Source organism: Crocosphaera chwakensis CCY0110, assembly GCF_000169335.1.
GTDB classification, from domain to species: domain Bacteria; phylum Cyanobacteriota; class Cyanobacteriia; order Cyanobacteriales; family Microcystaceae; genus Crocosphaera; species Crocosphaera chwakensis.
The window spans coordinates 1-24758 of sequence record NZ_AAXW01000065.1 but is presented as its reverse complement, the minus strand read 5'-3'; the positions used below and the strand labels follow the sequence as shown (position 1 = coordinate 24758).

Here is a 24758-nt window from a genome sequence, read left to right as displayed (position 1 = left end):
AGAATGATAATTAAAATACTAATTGATTTTTGCACTGTCTAGATAACTTGCATTTTTACGCCCCCTTGAGGACTCATAGTAAACCCTCTTCTGACAGGTAAAATAGGCTGAGAACTCACTAATTTTAAGTTAACCTGTTTTAAGACAGTAGCTAAAACTAATTTCATTTCATACAACGCTAACGCATAACCCAAACAGCGACGGTTACTTCCACCAAAAGGTATAAATTCGTAAGGAGAAAATTGACGTTCTAAAAAGCGTTCCGGTTTAAATTGTTTGGAATTAGGATAAATATCAGGATGATGATGAACTAAATAAATGCAAGGGGCCAAAGACATTCCTTTGTCTAAAGAATAACCCATGAATTCCCAGGAGGTTGTAAGGGTTCGACTAAAGGCAAATAAGGCAATAGGATAAATTCTTAACGTTTCAGAAACCACTGCACTTAAATAGGGAAGTTTGGCAATTTCCATCGGATCGGTATCAAGATCAATAGTATCTAATTCATCTTTGAGATTATGATAAATTTCAGGATGAAAATGAATCCAATAAAATGCCCAAGCTAAGGCCGAAGCGGTGGTTTCATGACCAGCAAATAATAAAGTCATTAATTCACTCATGACCTCACTTTTAGTCAGATGTTCCCCTTCTTCATCGATAACTGATAATAATAAAGTGAGAATATCTTCACCATCTTTCGTTGTTGTCCGTTTATCAATTTCTTGACTTAGTAACTCATATACTTTATCTCTTTGAGCAATAAAATTCCCCCAAGGTGTCCATGTTCCCCAGTTTTTCTGTAAAATAGGAAGGAACAACGTAGAAGTGTATAAGGGAGAATTAAATAAGTCTAAATAGCGACCTAATTGTTTTCTTAATGATTGATAGTTGTTTCCTTGAGTAATTCCAAAGACTGCTTGAAGAATCACACTTAATGTGATTTCTTGGGTAACTTCCCTCATAGAGAAAATATCTTCTTTTTGCCAATGACTAATGATAGACTGAGTAATATTTGTAATAATTTCTCCGTAAGTTTGTAACCTTTGTCCATGAAACGATGGCATTAATAACTTACGTCTTTTTTTATGGGGTTCCCCATCCAATTGTAAAATAGATTGACTACCTAATAAGGGTTGAAAAGCAGCATTAGAAGTTCCAGAGTTAAATAAGTCAGGATCAGCCGTAAATAAGGCTTCAACCCCTTCTGAATTACTAACCACAATAAAAGGAGGGAAACTAGAAAAAGCAGGAGAATAGTAAATGTCTCCGTAGCGGTTTCGATAAGCTTCTAACGTTGGTAACGGACGAAAAATAAGATTTAAAATTCCCTTCAACCCATAACGTTTGATTCCCTGGGGAAAAGCTAAATTATTGCTTTTTTTAGCTTTAATGGTTGCTGTCATGAGAGTTGTCCTCACATTCTACTCTTATTTATATTTTGCTCTTTTTATTGATTCAAAACTTATTGAGTCAAAACGGTTAGGGAACAGGGAACAAACAGTATAGAGGAGCATATAATTATCAATATAACAAAAAAAAAGAAAGCCTGCATCAGCAAGCTTTCGGAAACTGTTTTAGATTAAGACTAGGTAAAATTCATTTAACGAACCGTTCCCCGTAATGCTTCAGCATCAATGGGTTTGATTAAATAAATACGCAGTAAATCTCCGACAATTCCAGCCATTAAAGGCAGTTTACGCAAAGTTTTAACGAATTTAGGAGTATTACTTTCTCCTATTTCTTTCATCTTTAAATTACGCTGAGAACACCGTTGTAAACGGGGATAAAATTCGGGATGATCTACGTCTAAAACACTAGGAAATGCTCTGGCGGAGGTTTCGTTTGTTTTACGAATCACTTCTTTATCAAATTCTGTGGCATTTAACCCTAAAGATTCATAAAAACTAGCTCTTTCATGAACCGTTAAAGTATGGGTTGCAAAAACAGATAAGAGGAAAAAACGACTCCATAACCGTGCTTTCCAGGTATTCCAAAGTTTAGGTTGAGAACGTAATAAAGCGGTAAAAATATCGCCGTGACGGTTCTCATCTTGACACCAGTTTTCAAATTTTTTGAAAATAGGATAAAATTGTTTTTCTGGATGTTTTTCTAAGTGATGGAAAATGATAATATAACGCCAGTAACCAATTTTTTCAGAGAGATAAACGGTGTAAATAACCCACTCCAAGGGAAAAAAGGTATAGGTACGGGTTTTAGTAACTTTTCCTAAATCCAAAGATAGGTTAAAGTCAGCCATGGCCTTGTTTAAAAACCCTGCATGACGGGCTTCATCTCTGGCCATTAAATGAAACATTTCTGATAAAATGGGGTTACGGCCTTTGAGTTTTCTAGATAATTCTTTGAAGAGTAAAAAGCCAGAAAATTCAGAAATACAAGACCGTTCTAAATACTCAATAAAACCTTCTCTTGTGGTTTCATCTAAATGGTCCCAGTTACCAGTTTTAAATTCTTCATCTCTAACAAAATGATGACGGTTATAGTCGTTACGCATTTCCGTCAACATGGCGTTTAACTCGGTTTCCTGTTCCGTTAAAGAAAGGTTGGCCGCCGTTTCAAAGTCTGTAATATAAAAACGAGGGGTGAGGAGGGTTTCTTGAGAAGGTGCTTTTGTTCCTGGTTTCGGCTGATCGGGTCTAACAGGAGTCTTAACCATAACCATTCCTATATAACTGGATAGTTATATCATCCGATGCCGAGGTAATTTTGTCTACGGTTGTTCGCAAAAGTTTAAACTTGTTATTGAGCTACCAAATTACAGTTAAATCTAAAATCAATTCAGGTAAGATATCTTCTGCCCAATTTCTTAGTTGTTGAATTAAACGGCTATTTTTTCGGCCTGCTGTGCCACCCGTGGGACTCATAATAATTAATTCTCTCTCTTTATTTAACTCCATTCGTGATAATTGTTCGGCAGAGGCAAGCTGCTCAAATTGTTCTGGAGTGACTCTAAATCCTTTGGAAATGGTGAATGACAATTAAGAATTAAATTTATAAGAAATAACTGTATAATGTCTTAGTTTATCTTCATCTACCTCGAAGTCACTTAAAAAACCAGGAGTCTTTACTGTTCCATTTTTTGCAAGACATTTATTGGTAACAATATCATCAGTGTATTCACTGGTGTTTAAAGCAGCAGGATAAACAAAGTTATTTAAAGTAGCAAGAGAAAGATTAAAAAATACACCGATAGAAGACTCGAACATTCCTCCACACCAAACACCAATATTATTTTTTTGACATAAATCATGTATTTTTTTTGCTTCTGCAAGTCCCCCAACTCTTCCAGGTTTAATATTAATAATTTTACAAGCATTTATTTTAATGGCTTTACGGGTATTTTCTAACGATAAAATACTTTCATCTAGACAAATAGGTGTTTTAATCTGTTGTTGAAGTTGTGAATGATCGATAAGATCGTCCCAACCTAATGGCTGTTCTATCATCATTAAGTTAAACTTATCTAAACTTTTTAGTATATCAATATCTTTTAAACTATAAGCTGAGTTGGCATCAGCCATTAAAGGAATATCGGGAAACTTATTTCTAATAATTTCTAAGGGTTCAATATCCCAACCAGGCTTGATTTTTAGCTTAATTCTTTTATAACCTTGTTCAATTTTTAAACTAATTTTTTCTAAAAGTTTATTTTTATTTTTAATAATACCAACTGCTCCACCAATGCTAATCTCTCTTTTTTCTCCTCCTAATAGTTTCCAAAGTGGTGTTTTTCGTTGTTGTGAACAAAGATCCCATAAAGCATTTTCTACTGTATTTTTAGCAAAATTATAACCTTTAATATGAGATAAAAGTTGATTGATATCACTGGGCTGATTAATCTTTTTACCCATAATTTGAGGTATAACTAAGTCTTTTAAGACAATCAATGAAGTATCAGTATATTCTGGTAAATAGAAAGGAAACGGTAGGGTTGATGCTTCACCATAACCCGATAAATCAGAGGTTGAGAGTTTAACGATGATACTTTTTTTTTGATTCATTTCACCATAGCTAGTTTGATAACTTGTGATGAAAGGTAATTCAAATGAAAAAAGTTCTGCTCTTTTAATGATCATGAATAATTAACTATTTAATTGATAAAATATCTTTTATTTTTTCTAACGTGAGATTAACATATTTTTGAGTGAATGACGATAATTCTTCACTAAAATTAAAATTTAGGGCAGGAACTAAGATCCAATAAGCTTTAGGTACTTTTTTATAAATCACTTTAGTTAAAGATAATAATTGTTTAGGGGTATTATGATGCAGTAAATTATTACTTTTTTGGTTAATAGAAATGGTTTTAATTTCAATTTTTGCAGTATTTATATCAGTAATAGCTACTGCATCGATGAAAATAACTGTATCAACTTGGGATATTTTTTCAGCTAAGTCTGGCGTTAGTTGATGAATAGCAAGAGACTTTATATTATCAAGGTTCCATTTGTCAATAATTTCTGCTATTTTATAACCCGCTCCATCATCTCCTCTTAAGGTATTTCCATAACCAATAATCAAAGTTTTCGAGTTATTTTTTTTTGATTTTTTGCACATTAATATTAGATTTTAAATAATTTAATTATAAAAAATTTTATCTATAATTATTCACCATATATCGTAACAACGATTTCACGTTGACGAGGTTTAATATCACATTCCAAATGAAAAATTTGCTGCCAAATCCCTAATTTTAAGTTACCATTTATAATGGGTACTGTCATTGATGGTCCTAAAAGGGTTGCTTGTAAATGAGAGTGTCCATTACCGTCGTGCCAAGTTTTTTCATGGCCATATTCTCGACTGGGAGGAATTAATTTATTGAGAAATTCTGGTAAATCTTTCTTCAAACCTGGTTCAAATTCAATTGCTCCGATAACTCCAGTGCTTCCTATATTAAAAATATTGACCATTCCAGTAATAACTTTAGATTTTTTTACAATTAAAGCAACGGATTCAGTTAAATCATGTAAATCTCCATTCTCTTTCGTAGAAAGTGTAATTGTTTCTTGATAAATCATTGTTAGTGACTGTTGTATAAGACAAATATCTTTATGTTTTTAATGAGGATGAAAAGCTAAATATATAGCTAGATAAACAAACCCCTAATTTTTTATATTCTAGTTAATCATATTATCTAAAGTCAAACGATGCTCATAATTATTATATTATAGATTATACTATTCCCGTTGTTTAATTCGTGCGATCGCTTGTTTTATAGTTAACCGACAAACAATCAATATGATCTTGTTGAAAATAATTTTTCTTGCTTTTTATCTAGACTATGAATATTAACTTAAATTACTTAATTAGTTTTTCACTTTTGTTTTATATTCCCCAACTAACACAGATAGAAAACAATTTTAAATTGTTAGATAATATAGCAATTCTTAATCTTCAACCACTACAAAAAAGCTATACAGCAACGGCTCAGTTTTGGGGAAGGTTAGCAACAGGTGTTAAACAACCTAGTACCGTTACTTTATATCCTAATCAAGAAAATCGCTTGCTAGTGATCATTATTTTATCACAAAAATGTGGACGTTTTTTTGAGATTTATGATCAGAAAATCAAAAAAGTAACCTATAGTTGTCCTCAAGAAGAGAAGGATGAATCTGGGGATTATACTAACTGGAAAGTTGAGCGTAATTCTTTAACTAAAGAAGTTAAAATGATTGCTCCTGCGACTAATAATAACACTTTATATATAAGAAATGAGGCATTTTGGTTGATCAAATATTAAGTTATTAACCTCAGTAAGATTAAATTTGCTTACATAATGAATCCATGTATCTCTGTTGCCTTTTGCCCTATATAATTACCACCCTAAATCTGTGTATAAACTAATCGTTATAGACTCACTTCCTGCAGGAATGGCACTAATACAAGCACAAATAGGCGCACCATCTTCTAACTCTACTTCACAAGCATGACAAGACCCCATCAAACACCCAGTAGGAATGGTAATTCCTGCTCGTTTTGCTACGTCTAACATAGGTTCTCCTGCTTGTGCTTCAATAGTAATATCATCGGGTAAAAAACGTACTTGAACTGTCATAAAAGATTCCTCAAATAGATTAGTTATTTAGTAATGGTGTTAAGTCTATATATTCTTCTACCAAATCAGCTAATTGATTCAAAACTACTTCTCTTTGTTCTCTATAATTAGGTATTCCTGTCGGTAAAGACGGCAAACCTCGACGATTTCTCAGATAATTCAACCAAGTTCTTCGCCATGCCCCATTATCAAAAATACCATGTAAATAACAGCCCCAAACCGATTGATTATCATTAACAATACCTAAACTTCTATCTTCAAATAGAGCATGAATGGTTGTTCTTAGGGGTTGATTTTTGTTTTTGGGTAAACGACTAACTCCTTGATGAATTTCATAACCCGTAATCGGAAATCCTAGATAGGGATGAACCGAACAGGTTTGACGCTGACGGACAATTTTTTCAGGGGTGATCACTGTTTCGATAGGTAACAATTTTAGTCCAGGATAAGAAACACTATTACCTTCTAATTGATCGGGATCAAAAACCATGTCTCCTAACATTTGGAACCCACCGCAAATGCCTAAAACAATACCCCCGGCTGCTACATAATCTTGTAATTTTTGAGCCATACCACTTTTATTTAAGGCGATTAAATCATTAATAGTAGTTTTTGAGCCAGGAATAATCACTGCATCCGGATAGCCTAAATTATTTTGTAAATCTAAATAGGTAATAGATACCGTTTTCTCAGCATCCAACGGTTCAAAATCTGTAAAATTAGCGATATGGGGCAATTTTAAAACAGTAATATTAATATCTTTTTGTCCTTTAGAATGTCGTTCTAATAAATCCAAAGAATCCTCTGAAGAAAAAGAAATATCTTGCCAAGGAATTACCCCTAACACAGGAATTCCTGTGTAACTTTCTAACCATTCAATCCCTGAATCTAACAGCGATCGCTGTCCTCGAAACTTATTAATCACTACTCCTTTAATTAAAGCTCTTTCAGAGTCATCTAATAATTCTAAGGTTCCTACCACATGAGCAAACGCTCCACCGCGATCAATATCCACTACTAAGAGAGTTGGCGCATTGAGATATTTAGCCACCCTCATATTAGTTAAATCTCGATGTTTCAGATTAATTTCTGCTGGACTTCCGGCACCTTCACAAACCACAAAATCATATTCGATCGCCAAACGTTCTAGGGATTGAACAATCACATCCCAACCCTTTTCAAAATACTGTTTATAATAGTTTGTTGCTGTGGTAATCCCTGCTGCTTTGCCTCCCAAAATAACCTGTGAAGTCATATTACCTTGAGGTTTGAGGAGAATAGGATTCATTTCTACTCTGGGATTCGTTTCAGCAGCCCAAGCTTGTACCGCTTGAGCATAACCAATTTCTCCCCCAGTGGTAGTAACATACGCGTTCAAGGCCATATTTTGCCCTTTAAAGGGGGTAACGTGCCAACCCCGACGAGCTAAAATACGGCAAATTGCAGTGGTAATAAAGGATTTTCCGGCATGGGAAGTCGTTCCCACTACCATCATAGATTTCATTGAATATTTAGACCTATAATCGGTGAACAGTTATCGGTAACCAGTTGTTAGTTAAAAAGGAAGACTAAACCAACGACTTAAGCGATTAACCAGTCTTTCCCACCAAGCTGGTTGAGGTAAATAACCTGTTTGAGTGTTCCATTTGTCTACAATTTGTCTTCCTAAAGGAGTTAAACGAAAACTATCTGTTATTCCTTGTCCGTCCACTTCTCGCCTTAATAATCCTACCTGAATTAACCACATTAATTCTCTTTCAACCCGTTGTTCTGATAAAAATTTGAGGATGTAGCCTTCTTTTATGCCCTTTTCCCCTGCAATATAAGGTAAAGGAACGCTTTTAGCCTTCATAGCAGTAAATAACGTCAATTGGAAAGGAGCGGAGCATAACGCCCTTTCTGCACGGGTTAACATCTGGTCTGTATAAGCAAGGTTAAGGGTTTGGGTTGAGGCTTTCATAAAAATTGTTAGGTTAGGATACAACTATAGTTATAACAGTGAGAATTAATTGCCATACTTCCATTATGAAAGGTTTTCTTCTGGGATGTAAAGTTTTATGATCAAAAGTGATAACAATTAATTTGGGAATAAAATTCTATGGCTTTAGCTGTTGGAACCGTTGCACCAGACTTTACCACCGTTGATGATGAGGGTAATACCGTCTCTTTGTCGGATTATAAGGGTAAAGTCGTGGTTTTATATTTCTATCCTAAAGATGATACCCCTGGTTGCACCAAAGAAGCCCAAAGCTTCCGTGATAATTATCAACAATACCAGGATAAAGATATGGTTGTCTTTGGGGTCAGTATGGATGACCAAGCTTCCCATAAAGCATTTAAAGAAAAGTATGGTCTTCCTTTTCAATTATTAGTCGACAAAGACGGCAAGTTAACCCAAGCTTATGATGTCGATGCTGGTGGTTATTCCAAGCGTGTCACCTATATTATCGATGCAGAAGGCAAAATTAGTTATGTTGACGAAAAAGTGAAAACAGATACCCACGCTCAAGATATTTTAGGCGTTTCTGGCTAATTTTTGCTTTAATTTACCTAAATTTTCCCTCATCTTATGATGGGGGATTTTTTGATCTATTTGCCTATTCCCCTAAGCTGAATAAACCACCTTTAGGACTTGTTATAATCAACTCTAACCTTAGCTCATTTGTTATGAGGAGTCAGAGTCAGATGAAAAAACTAATTTTTACCTTACCGCTTTTATTGGGTGTTCTGGGAATGCCATCTAAAAGTGTAGCTCACACCATGTTTACTAATTATTTATTAAACGACGAATTAGAATTTCAAAGCACATACAGTACCGATGAAGTGGCTGCAAATGCTGAAGTTTATGTCTATGCACCTAATAATTTTGATGAACCTTGGTTAGAATCAAGAACGGATGAAGAAGGGCGTTTTTCTTTTCTTCCTGATGCCTCTATCCCCGGAGACTGGGAAGTACAAATTATCGATGAAGGTCACGGAGAAGTGATTATTGTTCCTGTCACTGAAGATGGAGTAGATTACGAAAATATTAGCTATGAATTAAAACAAGATTTGCATTATAGTTCCACTCCTATGTCTCCTTTACACAGTTTATTAATTACTGCTGGTGTTAGTGGTTTTTGGTTTGCTGTGTTACGTAAAAATTAATTAAAAATTTTGGCTATAACGTATTGTAATGCGTTATAGTCCGAGAAAAAATCAGAATCCTAGTAAAATTATTCGAGCTTAAGTCACTTGTAAAGTTCAATAAAATATGAGATAATAGCTGTTTGTGTGTAAATCTAAAATTAATTAAGTAAGTTGCTAAATTAAGCTATGGCCAGTAAAAAAGGGGTTCGACTGATTATTACCCTAGAATGTACAGAGTGTCGAACAAACACAAATAAGCGATCGCCTGGGGTTAACCGCTATACCACCAGCAAAAACCGTCGGAATACCACAGGAAGAATAGAACTCAAAAAGTTCTGTCCCCACTGTAATACCCACACCATTCACAAAGAAATTAAATAGTTGAATAGCATAAAATAAGGAAAAAGTCAAGCATGAGTTATTATCGTAAACGATTATCCCCGATTCCACCAAAACAACCCATCGATTACAAAGACACAGAATTGCTCAGGAAATTCATCACCGAACGGGGTAAAATCCTACCCAGACGCATCACAGGGTTAACCGCCAAACAACAAAGAGCCTTAACGGCTGCGGTGAAACGGGCTAGATTTTTAGCCTTATTGCCCTTTGTAAACAAAGAAGCTTAACCCTATCTCTAATGTTGGGTGTTCGGGGTTAGTATAATATCAAAACTTAACCCCTAAAGTCCCAATGTAACCCCCGAAACCTCATATAAAAAATGGGGATTATACAATAGTTAGAGACAATGTTAGCAAGTAAGGCACAAAGCGGGTGGAAAAAGGCAAATTAGTTGAATTTAGAGTTAATGGAGAACCTCGTCTGGGAGTAGTTGATCGTCCAGAAGGTAAAAAAGATTGGATAGTAATTGATAATGACGGCCATTCCCATAAATTACGACCCCAAAGAATAGATTATGAAGTGCCAGGAGGTTCATATAGCAGTAATGATATTCCTCAATTTCTCCAAGAAATTCAAGATTATCTCGACCCCTCTAGTTTAGAAGTAGCATGGGAATTATTAATTGAAGACGGAGAAGCAGTAACACCAGCAGATATGGCAAATTTTCTCTATTCTGAGGAAACTGCACAGTTATGTTATGCAGCCCATCGCTTATTATCAGAAGATAAAATATATTTTAAGAAAAAAGGAGAAAAATACGAACCCCGTTCTCCCAGTCAAGTCGAAGAAATTAAACATCAACTCGAAGTAGAAAAACAACGTCAACAAGAAAAAGAAATCTTTTTTGAGCATATTCAACAAGCTCTGGCCGGGGAAACGGTAGAATGGAGTCAGAGCGATCGCACTCGGTTAGACTCATTAGAAAAGTTTGTCTTACACCCAGAACAAAATCATCGCAACGCTCAAGACTTACTGAAAGAACTAGGACAGGCAACCACTGCTGAGGCTGCTTTTGAGTTATTGGTAGCCTTAAAATGGTGGAGTCCTAATGAAAACCTTTTCTTAAAGCGAAGTTCTTATCCCCTCAATTTTCCTCAAAAGGTATTAGATGTGTCCTCTTCTTACTTACAAACTCTGCCCCCCGACGCTGATAGCGATCGCCTGGACTTGACCCATCTAAAAGTCTATACCATTGACGATGAAAGTACCAAAGAAATTGATGACGGTTTGAGTGTAGAGTATTTAGACGATGAGAGAGTTAAATTATGGATACATATCGCTGATCCCACCCGTTTAGTCACTCCAGGGGATGAATTAGACTTAGAAGCGAGAAAACGTAGCACCACCCTCTATTTACCAACGGGTATGATTTCCATGTTCCCCGTGGAGTTGGCCACAGGACCGATGAGTTTACGTCAAGGAGAGTTATGCGCTGCTTTGAGTTTCGGGGTGGTTTTAGATAGTGAGGGTGCTGTTGCAGATTTTTCGATTCATGCGAGTGTTATTAAACCCACCTATCGCCTCACCTACCACGATGTGGATGAGATGTTACAGTTAGGCATTACCGCCGAGTCAGAACTCGCTGTATTAGCAGAAGCAGCCAAAAAACGACATAAGTGGCGACAGTCTCAAGGATCGATCACCATCAAAATGCCAGAAGCCATTATTAAGGTGAAGTCCGAAGAAGAAATTATTATCGAATTATTAGAAACCTCTATTTCTCGTCAATTAGTGGCAGAAATGATGATTTTAGCTGGAGAAGTAGCCGGCACTTACTGTAGAGAAAACGGCATACCTGTCCCCTTTCGAGGTCAACCTCAGCCAGAATTACCCTCAGACGAAGAGTTATTATTACTTCCTGCTGGCCCGGTGAGAGCCTGTGCTTTGCGCCGTTGTATGCCTCGCAGTGAAATGGGAACCCTACCCAGTCGTCACGCTAGTTTAGGATTAAATAATTATACTCAAGTAACGTCTCCGATTCGTCGTTATACAGACTTATTAACCCATTTCCAACTAAAAGCCCATCTGAGAGGGGATGAGTTGCCCTTTCCCTTGGATGTGATGCAACAAATTTTATACAGTGTTACCCTCTCCGCACAAGAAGCGTCGTTTGTGGAAAGACAAACCAACCGTTATTGGGGGTTAGAATTTTTACGTCGTAACGCCGATCAGGTTTGGCAAGGGTTAGTTTTACGCTGGTTAAGGGAAGATGAAGGGTTAGGGGTGATATTATTGGAAGAATTAGGGTTAGAGTTGCCCCATCGTTTTGAGCGGTCAGTCTCTTTAGGCGATCGCCTGAATGTACAAGTGAGTCGTGCTGATCCTCATCGGGATGAAATTCGTTTTCGTGAAATGCTCGAACACGAAACAATGATTAATAATTGAGAATTGATTTTTTAATAATTAAAATGGGTGAAAATTGCCTTTTTACTCCTCAACAAATTGTTTATTTAACTCATCAGTCTCATCGTCTTTATTGTGAAGTGATTCAAGTGGTAGAATCCCGTCGTTTATGTTGGGTTCGTCCCTTATGTTTAGTAGACATGGCTGAAGAAAGGGAAATTTATCCTCAATTTTTTGCCCCTAAATTATTAATGGATGTTCGTTCAACATCGGATTTATTATATCCAATTATTCTTTTTCAACCTGCTTTAGATACGGAAGTGATCCCTTTATTAAGTCAGTTACATAGTCCAGATGATTCAATCAATAATAATCCGATGGCTAAAGAAAAATTGCACCAATTTATTACTCAAATTTGGCAAGAATACTCTGATGTGTTTTAGTTAATTAGTTAATTTATACATTTTTTATGATTCTACGCTAGGAGGTTTAGTACAGTGGATCGATTAGCTTTTTATAATCGGACAAAATCAACTCAAAGAGAACTTTAAAAACTTGGAATTATTACAAACTGAATTCAAAAAAGAAATTAAAGAAGTAATTAATAAAATTACCATGGAAAAAACTGAACTTCAAGGAGACAGTAAAACTATTAATACAAAACTAGATGGAGTGAGCGATCGCATTAGACTGTAGGATTAGCAAATGACAAACGCTTTTCACCCTACAAAGGGACAGCCATCACTTTTAACGCCAAATTCACGGTAAGATAATAAATTGGGTTATTCAGTCATTCAGTATCGGTAAGGAGTAGACAAGCTGGATAACATCAAAGACAGATATGTAAATTGAGCTTAATTGAAGACACTATTATGACTGATTCGATTCGTATTTTAATGTGCGCCCCAGACCACTATGATGTAGATTATGTGATCAATCCTTGGATGGAAGGGAATATACATAAATCAGCCCGTGATCGCTCGGTAGAACAATGGAACCAACTCTATCACGCTATTAAAGAACGGGCGATCGTTGAATTAGTGGAACCCCAAAAAGGCTGGCCTGATATGGTATTTACTGCCAACGCAGGGCTAGTCTTAGGAGATAATGCGATCGTCAGTCGTTTCTATCATAAAGAAAGACAAGGAGAAGAACCCTATTTTAAAGAATGGTTTGCCAATAATGGGTTTAATGTTTTTGAACTGCCCAAAGACTTACCCTTTGAAGGAGCCGGCGACGCTTTATTTGATAGAGAAGGCCGTTGGTTATGGGCTGGATACGGCTTTAGATCAGAGTTAGACTCCCATCCTTATATTGCCCAATGGTTAGACACAGAAGTATTATCCCTCCGTCTCATTGATGAACGTTTCTATCATCTTGATACTTGTTTCTGTCCCCTTACCGGCGGTTATTTACTCTACTATCCTCCTGCGTTTGATGCCTATTCTAACCGCTTAATTGAACTGCGTATTCCTGAAGAAAAGCGTATTATCGTCGAGGAACCAGACGCGGTAAAATTCGCCTGTAATGCGGTTAATATTAACCACACCATCATCATGAACCAGATAAGCGAAAGCTTAAAACAACGGTTAAATGATGTGGGTTTTGAAGTGGTACAAACTCCCTTATCCGAGTTTCTCAAAGCAGGTGGGGCAGCCAAATGTTTAACCCTCCGTGTCAATGAACCCGTTTTAGAAGATGTTCACGCTAGTACCCCAGTTGAAAGTCGTACAGTCCAATTAACCGGCCATCTCCTCGATGCAGGTATTATGAATAAAGCCCTCGATATGGTTGTCGAAAATGGGGGCAGTTTCAAAGTTCTTAATTTTGAGTTAGGGTTAGAAAGACAAAGCACCTCAGCCGCACAAGTTCGCGTCTCAGCGCCAGATCATAATGTCATGGAAGAAATTATGACACAATTAATTGATCTGGGTGCGGTGGCCCTTCCTCAAGAAGTGTGTGATATCAACACTGAAACCGTTGCCAAAGCAGGTGTCGCCCCCGATGACTTCTATGTTAGTACCATCTATCCTACCGAAGTTAGAGTCAACTGCGAATGGGTAAAAGTGCAAAATCAGCGCATGGATGCTGCTATTGTGGTTGATCCTCAAAATATGACCGCAGAATGTAGGTTATTACGGGACTTACAAAAAGGGGATCATGTGATGGTTGGGGTTGATGGTATTCGTACTGTCAGACAAGCTGAAGATCGCGATCAACGCAACGGCAAAAAAGAATTTACCTTTATGGGATCTGGAGTTTCCAGTGAGCGCCGAGTTGAATTATTAGTGGAACAGATCGCCTGGGAAATGCGCCAAGTCAGGGATCAAGGAGGTAAAGTCGTGGTAACGGCTGGCCCTGTGGTCATTCATACCGGTGGGGCGCAACACCTAGCAAAATTAATCCGAGAGGGGTATGTTCACGCCCTTTTAGGTGGTAATGCGATCGCTGTTCACGATATCGAACAAGCCATGATGGGAACCTCCTTAGGAGTAGATATGCAACGGGGTATCCCTGTCAGTGGCGGCCACCGTCATCACCTCAAAGTCATTAATGCAGTGCGAGGTTGTGGTAATATCGCCCAAGCCGTAGAACAAGGGTTAATCACCAAAGGAGTAATGTATGAATGCGTTAAGAATAACGTCCCCTTTGCCTTAGCCGGTTCTATCCGTGATGATGGTCCTTTACCCGACACAGAAATGGACTTAATTAAAGCTCAAAGTCGCTATGCTGAGTTAATCCAAGGCACAGATATGATCTTGATGTTATCCACCATGTTACATAGTATCGGTGTCGGTAATATGACCCCTGCTGGCGTAAAAATGGTCTGTGTGGACATTAACCCGGCTGTGGTAACTAAATTAAGCGATCGCGGTTCGGTTGAGTCCGTGGGTATTGTTACCGATGTAGGTTTATTCCTCAGTTTATTGGTGCAACAGTTAGATAAATTAACCCATCCTTATCCTGTGGTTTCCACTGTTTAGATAATTTGTAGGGTGGGCATTGCCCACCTTACTTTTGATATAGTAATGAAATTTGAGTTTCTCATAGGACAAATAGATAATAAATAGAATTCAATTTATTACCCTACAGTATTGCGTTAATAGACGTTGCGCTATAGTAATAGAAAAAGTTAAAGATAAAAATTATATGAATAAACCTAATTTTCAAACCATGAATCAAGCTGAGTTAAGAGCTTATGTATTAGCTCATAGAGAAGATACAGAAGCTTTTTATGCCTTAGTTGATCGTTTAAAATCTAAACCAGGACGTAAATTATCTGAGTCAGACTTAAAACGTATACCAGAAATTTTGACAGAAATTAAACAAAAAAGGCAAGCTTAATTAAGTTTAAAGTCTCTACTAAAATTTTGAAAATGCCCACAGAAAAACAAGCAGTTAAATGTTTTTTGATGTGTCAACAAATCACACAAATGTATTTACCAGTATTTTTAGTTAGATTAGATGAAAGAACTAATGATATTTTTATCCTTGCTGGAGAAGATATTCAGATTTTAATTGATAATGAAGGAGACGTTACAATTTTATAAAATTATCAATCACCAATAGGATCAATTATTAGCCTCCTTTTCTTCAATAATATAACCCGTTCCTTCGTAAAAAACACAGGTTTCTTCTCTCTGAATTTCTGCAGTACAATCTCGAATTTCAACATATCCTTTTCCTTCGCAGTAATGACAGATTTTTTGCTTTTTCATACTATTTTTTATTAAGCTCCGAAATTAAATAACTAAATTACTTTACTATCTTATCTTGTTTATCGAAAAGGGAATAGACCAGAAATATGAGATTTTATAATTTTTGCTGTAGAATTACTATATTTTTTAATCAACTTATGGTTAAATTGCCGATAAAATAAATCGAGAACTTTAAAAAACTATTGTCTTTTATGTCTACTGTTACCGTTAACGTTCCTGCAACAACGGCTAATATCGGGCCGGGGTTTGACTGCATTGGTGCAGCATTAACCCTTTACAATCAATTTCAATTTACTGAAAAACCAGACGCTGAGACTGATCTCAGCATTACGGTAACAGGGACAGAGGCACATCGAGTAAGTCGCGATCGCAAAAACCTCCTCTATCAAGCCTTCACTCATTTATATCACCATCTCAACAAAACACCCCCTAAAATTGCCATTGACATCAAATTAGGGGTTCCCCTAGCCAGAGGATTAGGAAGCTCTGCAACTGCTATTGTTGGGGGTCTAGTGGGAGCGAATGAATTAGCTGGCCAACCTCTTTCTACAGCAGAAATCATGGAATTAGCCATTGCATTAGAAGGTCATCCCGATAACGTGGTTCCTGCGTTGTTAGGAAACTGTCAGTTATCGGTGGGTAAACCTGAAAACTGGGAAATTTGTCAAATTCCTTGGCATTCTGACATTATTCCTGTGGTGGCTATCCCTGACTTTGAACTCTCCACAGAAGAAGCTAGGGCAGTTTTACCGAAAACCTTATCTTATACTGATGCTATTTTCAATGTAGCTCGTATGGGCTTATTAATCAGGGCTTTAGAAACGGGTAACGGACAATGGTTAAGCAAAGCGATGGCTGATAAACTCCATCAACCCTATCGTCAAGGACTGATTGAAGGCTATGAATTTGTGCAAGAATCAGCCCTCAAAGCAGGGGCTTATGGGATGGTCATTAGTGGTGCAGGACCGACTCTATTAGCCTTAACCCATCCTGAAAAGATTCAAGCAGTAGAAAAGGCTATGAAAAATGCTTGGACACAATTGGAGATCCTAGCAGACGTGCGATCGCTTTCTCTTGATACTCAAGGAGCAAAAGTTAATGTTCATTAGGGTTGATTGATTGAACCAAGCTTAATAGCCTCAAAGTATGGTAAAAATGTACAATAAGCTCGTCAGATGACTTGTTATATACCAATCGGAACTTTTTAGCCGTGACAGTAACCATTTCGCCTTGACCTAAGCTTTTTTTAAAAAGTATCCTTTCATAAAGTTAGTTTCATCAAAGAACGAAAAAAAAGTGGATTTTGAAATTTTACCTGACGATATTTTTCTAGTATCTTATCCAAAATCAGGAGCCACTTGGCTCAGATTTTTAATTGGTAATTATCTAACTAATAATCAATGTACTTTTACTAACTCTCATTTCATTGTTCCAGATATCCATTTTAATTCAAGTTCAGTGGATATTCAAAAATTAGAGTATCCCAGATTTTTTAAGAGTCATGAGTCCTTTACTAAGGAGTATAATAAAGTTGTTTATTTAGTACGTGATGGACGTGATGTAGCTGTTTCTTACTATTTTCATTTAAAAAAGTTTCATCAATTTTATCAAAGTGATAAAGACACTAAATTTACAAGTTTTTTGGAAAGATTTAACCAGGGAGAAATTGATACTTATACACCTTGGAGTCAGCACGTTATCAATTGGCTAGATAACCGAGGGGAAAACTTCTTATTAATTAAATACGAGAACATGAAAATAAATGCCCAGGAAACGCTAAAACAAGTTTTAGATTTTGCTCAAATTCCAGTTGATCCTGATAAACTTGCTGAAGCAGTTCAGGCATCTTCGTTTAATAAAATGCAGGAACTAGAAAAAGTACAATTTAATTTAATGGATCGACTTAAAACTTCAGATCCAACTATTCCTTTTGTTCGACGGGGTCAAGCAGGTGCATGGCATGAATTTTTTTCTAGTGAATTATTAGCGGACTTTATTGATACTCATGGAGTAGCATTAGAACGCTTAGATTACTTACCACTTGGGCTAGTTGGTGCGATGAAACAACGAACTACTCAATTAGCGGAAACTAATCAGCACTTAGAACAAACTCAAAGTCAATTACAGCAAATCAAAGAGGCATTACAACAAAAATTAGAACAAACTAATCAAGAACTCCAAGAAACTCAAACTCAACTCCAAGAAACTCAAACTCAACTCCAAGAAACTCAAACTCAACTCCAAGAAACTCAAACTCAACTCCAAGAAACTCAAACTCAACTCCAAGAAACTCAAACTCAACTCCAAGAAACTCAAACTCAACTCCAAGAAACTCAAACTCAACTCCAAGAAACTCAAACTCAACTCCAGCAAAGTCAAGAACGGATTATAGCTATGGAATCGACTAAATTCTGGAAACTACGAACTCAGTGGTTAAAATTTAAAAAATTATTAGGCTTGCCAGTAGAATAAAATCCCTATTGTGAGATATAATGCCGACAAAATTAAAGTTATTAACTACAAGTAAACAATCATGGGATTCTCAACCCCTGTCGCTTTTCTAATCTTTAAGCGACCTGAACTAACTCAAAAGGTATTTAATGTCATCGCTAAAGTTCAACCAAAACAATTATTGGTGGTAGCTGATGGCCCCCCCTCAGAAAAAGAAGCTGAGAAATGTCAACAAACAAGAGCAATTATTCAACAAGTTGATTGGGATTGCGAAGTTTTAACTAACTTTTCTGACCAGAATTTAGGTTGCAAAAAACGGGTATCGAGTGGGTTAAATTGGGTATTTTCTCAAGTAGAAGAAGCAATTATTCTTGAAGATGATTGTTTACCCGATTTATCTTTTTTTCAATTTTGTGAAACTTTACTAGATTATTACCGTCATGATGAAAGAATCATGCAAATTAGTGGTAATAATTTTCAACTGGGTCAAAGTCGGACTCAATACAGTTATTATTTTTCTAAATATCCACATATTTGGGGATGGGCGACTTGGAGAAGAGCCTGGCAACATTATGATGTCACCATGAAACATTGGCCAGAATTTCGTCAAAGGGGTCAAATGTCTGCAGTTTTTCCTAATCCAGAAGAGCAAGCTTATTGGACAAATGTATTAGAGCGAACCTATCAAGGAGAAATCAATACTTGGGATTTTGCCTGGGGTTATACTTGTTGGTTACAAAATGGTTTAACTGTCTTACCCGATGTTAATTTAGTGACTAATATTGGCTTTGGAGTTGAGGCAACTTTTACAAAACTCAATCATCCTTTAGCTAATCTTCCTACTCAAGCAATACATACCTTAAAACATCCCCCCTTCGTTATAGTTAATGATGAAGCTGATGCTTATACCAGTCAATATGTTTTCCTTAACCAAGCTAATATTTATTATCAACAAAGTGAGATAGCTAAAAAACGTAAAGAAATTGAACAAGCAAGCGCACAATTACGTCAACTTCAAGAACAAATTATCAGCACTCAACAAGAAATTACGGCAATGCAATCAAGCAAATTTTGGAAATTACGCCAAAAATGGTTCAAATTAAAAGGTAAAGTTGGCTTAAATCAGGGAAATGATTTACCGCAATGGGAAGGATCTGTTACTCAATCAATAGTCTTAGATGTACCAGAAACTTATGAAACTTATGAAGTTGAAACCTTATCGCCTATTGTTAATGAGATAGCATCAGAATTAGAAATTATTATGCCTGAATCACAACCTACTACTATTACTCCAAAAAATAAACATTTACAGTACATACAAGCTAAGGTAGAACCGTTTACTTTAGTGGGGCCAGAAAGAATTGAAAGTCTTTACAATTTATCTCAACGGATTGATTTAGAGAATATTCCAGGGGATGTTATTGAATGTGGAGTCTGTAATGGGGGTACAGCAGCTATATTAGCTCATTTTGCCACTAATTCTTATAAATATGAGCGCAAAGCTTGGTTTTTTGATTCTTTTGCTGGAATGCCAGAAACCACAGAAGAGGACGAAGAAGAAGCTAAAGAATATGTGGGACAAGTAGTGGGGGATATCTCACAAGTCTTAACCGTATTGAACTTGGTTAATGCGAATATGACCAAGGTGGAAATCCTTAAAGGATGGTTTGAGGAAACATTTCCGAAAGTTAATATCCCTAAAATTGCTTTACTCAATATTGATGCTGATTGGTATATTCCCGTTAAATTTTGTTTAGAAACCTTTTATGATGCAGTAGTTCCAGGAGGATTTATTTCTTTTGATGACTATGGCCACTGGCCAGGATGCAAAAAAGCAGTAGATGAATTTTTTGCCGAACGCCAATTATCTTATAAACTACACGAAGTTGACTATACGGCTCGATGGATTCAGAAACTTTAAACTAACCTATTTTTGTAATGCCTCATAATTCAGAAGCAATACTTAATAAGTATTTAATTAACTATAACTTAGAGGAGATTTAAAAAAAATCATGCCTACCATAGACTGGCTTAAACAAGAATTTGACTACGGATATGATAGTGGTGATGTGTTATCTCTTGCCCCCAATGATACAAGAATACAAGAGGAAAACTTAGTAGGAGGTTCCTATCGAGAGGTATTTCTGAAAGCGGTTGTACCTCATCTTAAACCTGATGCAAAAGTATTAGAATTAGGGCCAGGAAAAGGATCTTGGTCAAGGGCAATTTTAAACTATATTCCTGAAGGAGAATTACAAGTCGTTGACTTTCAAGATGTGAAACAATGGCTTCACCCTGAAAATTATGGCGGGAGATTAACCTGTCATATTGCTAAGGATAATTCTTTTTCTGCGGTAGAAGATGACTATTTTGACTTTTTTTGGTCTTTTGGTGTGTTATGTCACAATAATGTGGAAAATATTGCTCAAATTCTTAAAAATTCTTTATCCAAGCTAAAACCAGGAGCTTTGGCAATTCATCAATATGCTGACTGGAATAAATTAGATGATTATGGTTGGGAAAAAGGGGGTATTCCTCTTAACTTTCAACAAAAACCTGATGATCAAATTTGGTGGCCTCGCAATAATCGAGCAACCATGGCCTCTATTGCTCAAAAAGCTGGTTGGAGCGTAATTACAGCTGATTTAGGGCTAGTAGAACGGGATTCAATGATTGTCCTGCGCCGTCTCGGATAACCTTCATTAATCTTATTTTTTGTTGGTATTACGTTTAATGTAATTTAACCATTTAATAATTGTTTAAAACAATGGTATATTCTGCACCTGTCGCTGTTTTTATTGGTCATCGTCCTGAGTTGACCAAAAAAGTTCTAGAGGCGATCGCTAAAGTTAGTCCTCAAACCCTATTGATTTTTTCTAATGGTTCTGCTTCTATCCAAGAAGAAGCAAACTGTCAGAAAACCAGAGAAGTTATTCAAGAGATACACTGGGACTGTGAAATTTTAACTTATCTTTCTGATACCTATTTGGAACATCACGAGAGGATAGAAACTGCCCTGAATTGGATATTTTCTCAGGTAGAAGAAGCCGTTATCTTAGAAGAGGCTTGTTATGCTTCCCCTAGTTTTTTCGCTTTTTGTGAGGAATTATTACGATATTATCGTCAGGATGAAAGAATTGCTCATATTAACGGAATTAAAGGATATCAAGGGTCATCGGTCGTCGAAGATGGCTATTATTTTTCTCAATACCCTCACTATTTAGGTTGGGCAACCTGGAAACGAGCCTGGCAACATTATGATAGTGAATTGAAACAGTGGCCAGAAGTGCAGACTGCTGACTTGCTGAAAGGGGTGTTTGATGATCCCCAAGAACAAGAATATTGGACAAGACAACTACGGGCAGCGTTTCGGGGAGAATTGAAGGACGGAACCTTAGCTTGGAACCTAGCTTGTTGGTCACAGCATGGAATGGCGATCGCTCCATCGGTTGATCTGATTGTTGCTTTAGATCAAGTTCCATACCCTAAGTTTTACCCAATTTTTAATGAAGTTGCTTTTGAATTAACGAAAAGAACAAATTTAACCCAAAATCATCCCAATATTATCTTGCCTAATCACATTATAGATCGACAAATTTTTGCTCAAATCTTAGCTTCAGAACTGTCTTGTAGTCTTGAGCAAGAACTGAAACAAAAACGGGAAGAATTAGAACAAATACAAATCGAAAAGGAAAACCAACTCCTTAGAGATCAGATTAATAAAGTTCAAACACAATTATCTCAGTTAAACGAACAACTTCAACAAAGAGAAGGAATTATTAAAGCGATGGAATCTAGTAAGTTTTGGAAAATACGAAAGCGCTGGATTAATTTAAAAGAAGAAATTTTAGAATCACCTTTATTTTTAACTCAAATTAGTGCAAGAGAACAATTCAAAGCTAACGCTAAAGTATTAGAAACTCCTTCTCAATCTTCTGTGGTTAGTCCTTTAACAGGTTCGACTTCAGTAACATTGCTCGAAAGAATTCCTGCACAGAAGCTGATTGATGATTGGAAACTTCATACTCAAATTGATATTAGTGAAGAGTTAAAAGGTTATCCTGAGATTTGTCTTTATCAGTGCGATCAAACTCAATTAAAGTTTTTTGTTCCTTTAGATACAGTAGGGTCAGGAAACCTTTATGCACAGTTAGATAAATTTGACTGGTATTATACAGATGAAAAATGGGAATATGCCCTTGCGCTTCAAGACTTATCCGATTGTCAAACTGCCTTAGAAGTGGGTTCAGGATTTGGCTTTTTTATTGAAAAAGCCAAAAAATCAGGGATCAATATTACGGGAATTGAACTCAATGAACACGCCGTCAAAATCGCTGAAGGGAAACAGCTACCGATTAAACAATTAGATTTACAAGATGTAGCTGAAAATTATCCCGAATCTTATGATGCGGTGTGTAGTTTTCAAGTTTTAGAACACGTTAGCGACCCGAAAAACTTTATCCGTTGGTCAGTTGAAGCCCTAAAACCAGGGGGGAAATTAATTCTTGGAGTTCCCAATGCCCATAGCTTTTTGAAACATCAATATTGTTTATTGGATATGCCTCCCCATCACATGACTCAATGGTCAGCAGCGACGTTTAAATCTCTTGAAAAACTCTTTCCTATTAAACTAACAAAAGTAAAAATAGAACCCTTAGCAGACTATCATGTGACGGGATATTTAACGAGCTATCGTGATTATTGGTCTTCTGTATCACCATTGGGTAAATTTTTCTTCAGTGAAAAAGCCATGTCTTATTACGAAAAAATCTTGAATAAGGGCTTAAAAAAGTGGTTTCCTGGACAAACTCTATACGTAGAATTTGAAAAACTAAACTAAATAATTTTTATCGGGATTCATTCTGTCAGTTTATTCAGTTTTTATGACTCATGAAATATCTTAATTTAGGTTGCGGTTCTCACTTTCATCCTGACTGGACAAATGTGGATTTTGTCTCAACCCAAGAAGGGGTAATCGCCTATGATTTACGTAAAGGTATTCCCTTTGATGATGCTTCTTTTGATGTAGTTTATCACTCCCATGTTTTAGAACATTTTACTAAAGGAGAAGCCGAAAGATTTCTAGAAGAATGTCATCGGGTTTTAAGACCGAATGGTTTAATTCGGGTTGTTGTCCCTGACCTAGAACAAATTGCCAGACAATACCTTAAAGCTTTGGACGAAGCTAGTCAAGAGTCAGCAGAAGGAACAGCTAATTATAATTGGATTTTACTAGAAATGTTTGACCAGGTGGCTCGTCATCAATCTGGGGGAGAAATGGCTGCTTATTTAGCAGAGGAAAATATATCGAATGAATCCTTTGTTATCGACCGTATTGGGGCTGAAGGGGAAAATTTAATCAAACTATTACGCCCCTTAAAAAATCAGTTACCACCACCTTTTTCTTTTAATCCTGAAACGGATAATTTTGAGGAAGTTGCCCTAAAAGTGGGTAAATTCCGTCTCAGTGGAGAAGTTCATCAATGGATGTATGACCGTTATTCCCTAGAACGTATTTTGAGGAAAACAGGCTTTACAGATGTCAAAGTTTGTCAGGCGAATGAGTCGAGAATTCCAGAATTTGAGCGGTTTAGTTTAGATGTTCAACTCGATGGCCGCATTCGTAAACCTGACTCTTTGTTTGTGGAAGCGGTTGAATCTCGACCTAATTATTGGCGACAGGTTTTTATCACAGGAAAGACTGATATACAACCATTTAAAATTCTTCAATTAAACACCATTGATATTGGAGGAGGAGCGGCCAGGGCTACTTATCGTTTGCATAAGGGACTTCAACAAGCAGGACACAAATCTTTGATGTTGGCGAATTATAAACTTTCAACGGATGAGACGGTTTGCTTAGTCAACCCTCTACCTGAGTTAGATGAGTCTCAAAAAGAGGCGTTTACTACCTTACAAACTCATTATATCAATGAAAATCGTACTGAGCTTTCTAATACCCTGTTCAATTTTCCCTATCCGGGTTGGGATGTCAGTCAAGTAGAGGAAGTTCAAGAAGCGGATATTATTCAGTTACATTGGGTAGCGATGTTTCAATCTCCCCAAACCCTAAAACGGTTGGCAAGTCTGGGAAAACCTATTGTTTGGACACTCCATGATATGTGGGCTTTTACCGGGGGATGTCATTATACTGCTGGATGTGATGGGTATCAAACAAATTGTGATCATTGTCCGCAATTAAAAGAGGATAAATTTAATTTAGCAGCAGCTATTTTACAAGATAAATTAGATTTATTATCGGGAGTAAATTTAACTATTGTTACTCCTAGTTATTGGTTAGCGGATTGTGTCCGCAAAAGTGCTTTATTTAAACATCAACGAGTTGAAGTTATTCCGAATGGAGTGGAAACCGATAGATTTATTCCTATTCCTAAAACAAAAGCAAAAGAAGGTTTAGGCATTAAACCGAATACGTTTACTTTATTGATTGGTGCTGATAATGGTAATGAAAAGCGTAAGGGATTTGAGGAAATGATTAAAGCCCTTGAAGTTTGTTTAGAAGATGGCAGGTTTTTTATTGCAGTTCAACAAGAAAAAATTAAATTATTATCTTTTGGAATACCTAATGATCAGCTTAATTCTCTAAAAATTCCTATAGTTTCTTTAGGACAAATTAA

Annotated in this window: 27 protein-coding genes; 17 read left to right on the top strand and 10 right to left on the bottom strand. The window is 36.5% G+C overall.

All coding sequences use genetic code 11. The features are described 5' to 3' along the window. Positions 1 to 38 precede the first annotated feature (38 nt). The 6 genes from CY0110_RS23530 to CY0110_RS23505 all read right to left on the bottom strand — a co-directional run bounded on the left by CY0110_RS23530 (position 39) and on the right by CY0110_RS23505 (position 5039). The gene (locus tag CY0110_RS23530) at positions 39 to 1403 is read right to left on the bottom strand and encodes a cytochrome P450 (protein ID WP_008278095.1); all 1365 of its coding nucleotides are present in this window, start codon (positions 1401 to 1403) and stop codon (positions 39 to 41) included. A gap of 197 nt (positions 1404 to 1600) precedes the next feature. Beyond that, positions 1601 to 2674, bottom strand: a complete 1074-nt coding sequence (gene acsF / locus CY0110_RS23525; RefSeq protein ID WP_008278094.1) for a magnesium-protoporphyrin IX monomethyl ester (oxidative) cyclase — start codon at positions 2672 to 2674, stop codon at positions 1601 to 1603. A gap of 91 nt (positions 2675 to 2765) precedes the next feature. Then, positions 2766 to 2996, bottom strand: a complete 231-nt coding sequence (locus tag CY0110_RS31165) for a Uma2 family endonuclease (RefSeq protein ID WP_008278093.1) — start codon at positions 2994 to 2996, stop codon at positions 2766 to 2768. Next, complete coding sequence (gene menC / locus CY0110_RS23515; protein ID WP_008278092.1) at positions 2997 to 4094, bottom strand: o-succinylbenzoate synthase; 1098 nt, start codon at positions 4092 to 4094, stop codon at positions 2997 to 2999. It abuts the gene before it with no gap. Between the two features lie 10 nt (positions 4095 to 4104). Beyond that, positions 4105 to 4575 carry a hydrogenase maturation protease gene (locus CY0110_RS23510; protein WP_008278091.1) on the bottom strand — a complete coding sequence of 157 codons (471 nt, stop codon included), beginning with the start codon at positions 4573 to 4575 and terminating at the stop codon, positions 4105 to 4107. A gap of 47 nt (positions 4576 to 4622) precedes the next feature. Continuing rightward, positions 4623 to 5039, bottom strand: coding sequence for a secondary thiamine-phosphate synthase enzyme YjbQ (locus tag CY0110_RS23505; protein ID WP_008278090.1), 417 nt, complete (start codon positions 5037 to 5039; stop codon positions 4623 to 4625). A gap of 263 nt (positions 5040 to 5302) precedes the next feature. Between CY0110_RS23505 and CY0110_RS23500 the strand changes: the two genes are divergently transcribed. Beyond that, on the top strand, positions 5303 to 5761 hold the full coding sequence (locus tag CY0110_RS23500; protein ID WP_008278089.1) for a hypothetical protein: 459 nt from the start codon (positions 5303 to 5305) through the stop codon (positions 5759 to 5761). A 75-nt stretch (positions 5762 to 5836) separates the two neighbouring features. On the opposite strand, the gene CY0110_RS23495 is transcribed toward CY0110_RS23500, so the two are convergent. Genes CY0110_RS23495 through CY0110_RS23485 form a run of 3 tightly spaced genes read right to left on the bottom strand, consistent with a single transcriptional unit; the run spans position 5837 to position 8036 of the window. Beyond that, positions 5837 to 6076, bottom strand: a complete 240-nt coding sequence (locus tag CY0110_RS23495) for a 2Fe-2S iron-sulfur cluster-binding protein (RefSeq protein WP_008278088.1) — start codon at positions 6074 to 6076, stop codon at positions 5837 to 5839. Between the two features lie 19 nt (positions 6077 to 6095). Further along, positions 6096 to 7580: a cobyric acid synthase CobQ gene (gene cobQ / locus CY0110_RS23490; RefSeq protein WP_035800469.1), complete on the bottom strand. Its 1485-nt coding sequence runs from the start codon at positions 7578 to 7580 to the stop codon at positions 6096 to 6098. A 51-nt stretch (positions 7581 to 7631) separates the two neighbouring features. Continuing rightward, positions 7632 to 8036: an Npun_F0494 family protein gene (locus CY0110_RS23485; protein ID WP_008278086.1), complete on the bottom strand. Its 405-nt coding sequence runs from the start codon at positions 8034 to 8036 to the stop codon at positions 7632 to 7634. A gap of 138 nt (positions 8037 to 8174) precedes the next feature. On the opposite strand from CY0110_RS23485, the gene CY0110_RS23480 reads away from it, so the two are divergent. From CY0110_RS23480 to CY0110_RS30555, 10 genes are all read left to right on the top strand, one after another. Next, positions 8175 to 8609: a peroxiredoxin gene (locus CY0110_RS23480; protein WP_008278085.1), complete on the top strand. Its 435-nt coding sequence runs from the start codon at positions 8175 to 8177 to the stop codon at positions 8607 to 8609. A gap of 152 nt (positions 8610 to 8761) precedes the next feature. Continuing rightward, positions 8762 to 9223 (top strand): hypothetical protein, encoded by a 462-nt coding sequence (locus CY0110_RS23475; RefSeq protein WP_008278084.1) that lies wholly within the window; start codon positions 8762 to 8764, stop codon positions 9221 to 9223. Between the two features lie 168 nt (positions 9224 to 9391). After that, positions 9392 to 9586 carry a 50S ribosomal protein L33 gene (rpmG, locus tag CY0110_RS28925; RefSeq protein WP_008278083.1) on the top strand — a complete coding sequence of 65 codons (195 nt, stop codon included), beginning with the start codon at positions 9392 to 9394 and terminating at the stop codon, positions 9584 to 9586. A gap of 32 nt (positions 9587 to 9618) precedes the next feature. After that, positions 9619 to 9834 carry a 30S ribosomal protein S18 gene (gene rpsR / locus CY0110_RS23470; protein WP_008278082.1) on the top strand — a complete coding sequence of 72 codons (216 nt, stop codon included), beginning with the start codon at positions 9619 to 9621 and terminating at the stop codon, positions 9832 to 9834. A gap of 145 nt (positions 9835 to 9979) precedes the next feature. Further along, positions 9980 to 11992 carry a ribonuclease catalytic domain-containing protein gene (locus CY0110_RS23465; protein WP_008278081.1) on the top strand — a complete coding sequence of 671 codons (2013 nt, stop codon included), beginning with the start codon at positions 9980 to 9982 and terminating at the stop codon, positions 11990 to 11992. A gap of 23 nt (positions 11993 to 12015) precedes the next feature. Continuing rightward, entirely contained in the window at positions 12016 to 12393 is a 378-nt protein-coding gene (locus tag CY0110_RS23460) for a hypothetical protein (RefSeq protein ID WP_035800486.1), read from the top strand. Between the two features lie 112 nt (positions 12394 to 12505). Next, on the top strand, positions 12506 to 12646 hold the full coding sequence (locus tag CY0110_RS30115; RefSeq protein ID WP_008278079.1) for a hypothetical protein: 141 nt from the start codon (positions 12506 to 12508) through the stop codon (positions 12644 to 12646). 176 nt (positions 12647 to 12822) lie between these two features. Beyond that, positions 12823 to 14934 carry a bifunctional arginine dihydrolase/ornithine cyclodeaminase gene (gene argZ / locus CY0110_RS23450; RefSeq protein WP_008278078.1) on the top strand — a complete coding sequence of 704 codons (2112 nt, stop codon included), beginning with the start codon at positions 12823 to 12825 and terminating at the stop codon, positions 14932 to 14934. Positions 14935 to 15100: 166 nt separating this feature from the next. Beyond that, positions 15101 to 15295 carry a DUF6887 family protein gene (locus CY0110_RS23445; protein WP_008278077.1) on the top strand — a complete coding sequence of 65 codons (195 nt, stop codon included), beginning with the start codon at positions 15101 to 15103 and terminating at the stop codon, positions 15293 to 15295. Positions 15296 to 15327: 32 nt separating this feature from the next. Then, positions 15328 to 15501 (top strand): DUF6888 family protein, encoded by a 174-nt coding sequence (locus CY0110_RS30555; RefSeq protein WP_008278076.1) that lies wholly within the window; start codon positions 15328 to 15330, stop codon positions 15499 to 15501. A gap of 21 nt (positions 15502 to 15522) precedes the next feature. On the opposite strand, the gene CY0110_RS30550 is transcribed toward CY0110_RS30555, so the two are convergent. Next, positions 15523 to 15669 (bottom strand): hypothetical protein, encoded by a 147-nt coding sequence (locus CY0110_RS30550; RefSeq protein WP_008278075.1) that lies wholly within the window; start codon positions 15667 to 15669, stop codon positions 15523 to 15525. Between the two features lie 191 nt (positions 15670 to 15860). Here CY0110_RS30550 and thrB point away from each other — a divergent pair, with 191 nt between their 5' ends. From thrB to CY0110_RS23405, 6 genes are all read left to right on the top strand, one after another. After that, positions 15861 to 16778 (top strand): homoserine kinase, encoded by a 918-nt coding sequence (thrB, locus tag CY0110_RS23440; protein WP_008278074.1) that lies wholly within the window; start codon positions 15861 to 15863, stop codon positions 16776 to 16778. Between the two features lie 187 nt (positions 16779 to 16965). Beyond that, the gene (locus tag CY0110_RS23435; protein WP_008278073.1) at positions 16966 to 18141 is read left to right on the top strand and encodes a sulfotransferase domain-containing protein; all 1176 of its coding nucleotides are present in this window, start codon (positions 16966 to 16968) and stop codon (positions 18139 to 18141) included. A 61-nt stretch (positions 18142 to 18202) separates the two neighbouring features. Then, entirely contained in the window at positions 18203 to 20041 is a 1839-nt protein-coding gene (locus tag CY0110_RS29480) for a TylF/MycF/NovP-related O-methyltransferase (protein ID WP_008278072.1), read from the top strand. Positions 20042 to 20132: 91 nt separating this feature from the next. Next, positions 20133 to 20816: a methyltransferase domain-containing protein gene (locus CY0110_RS23420; protein ID WP_008278071.1), complete on the top strand. Its 684-nt coding sequence runs from the start codon at positions 20133 to 20135 to the stop codon at positions 20814 to 20816. A gap of 71 nt (positions 20817 to 20887) precedes the next feature. Then, complete coding sequence (locus CY0110_RS29475) at positions 20888 to 22960, top strand: class I SAM-dependent methyltransferase (RefSeq protein ID WP_008278070.1); 2073 nt, start codon at positions 20888 to 20890, stop codon at positions 22958 to 22960. A 50-nt stretch (positions 22961 to 23010) separates the two neighbouring features. Then, positions 23011 to 24758, top strand: a 1748-nt coding sequence (locus CY0110_RS23405) for a glycosyltransferase (RefSeq protein ID WP_008278069.1), incomplete at its 3' end; no start/stop codon positions are given.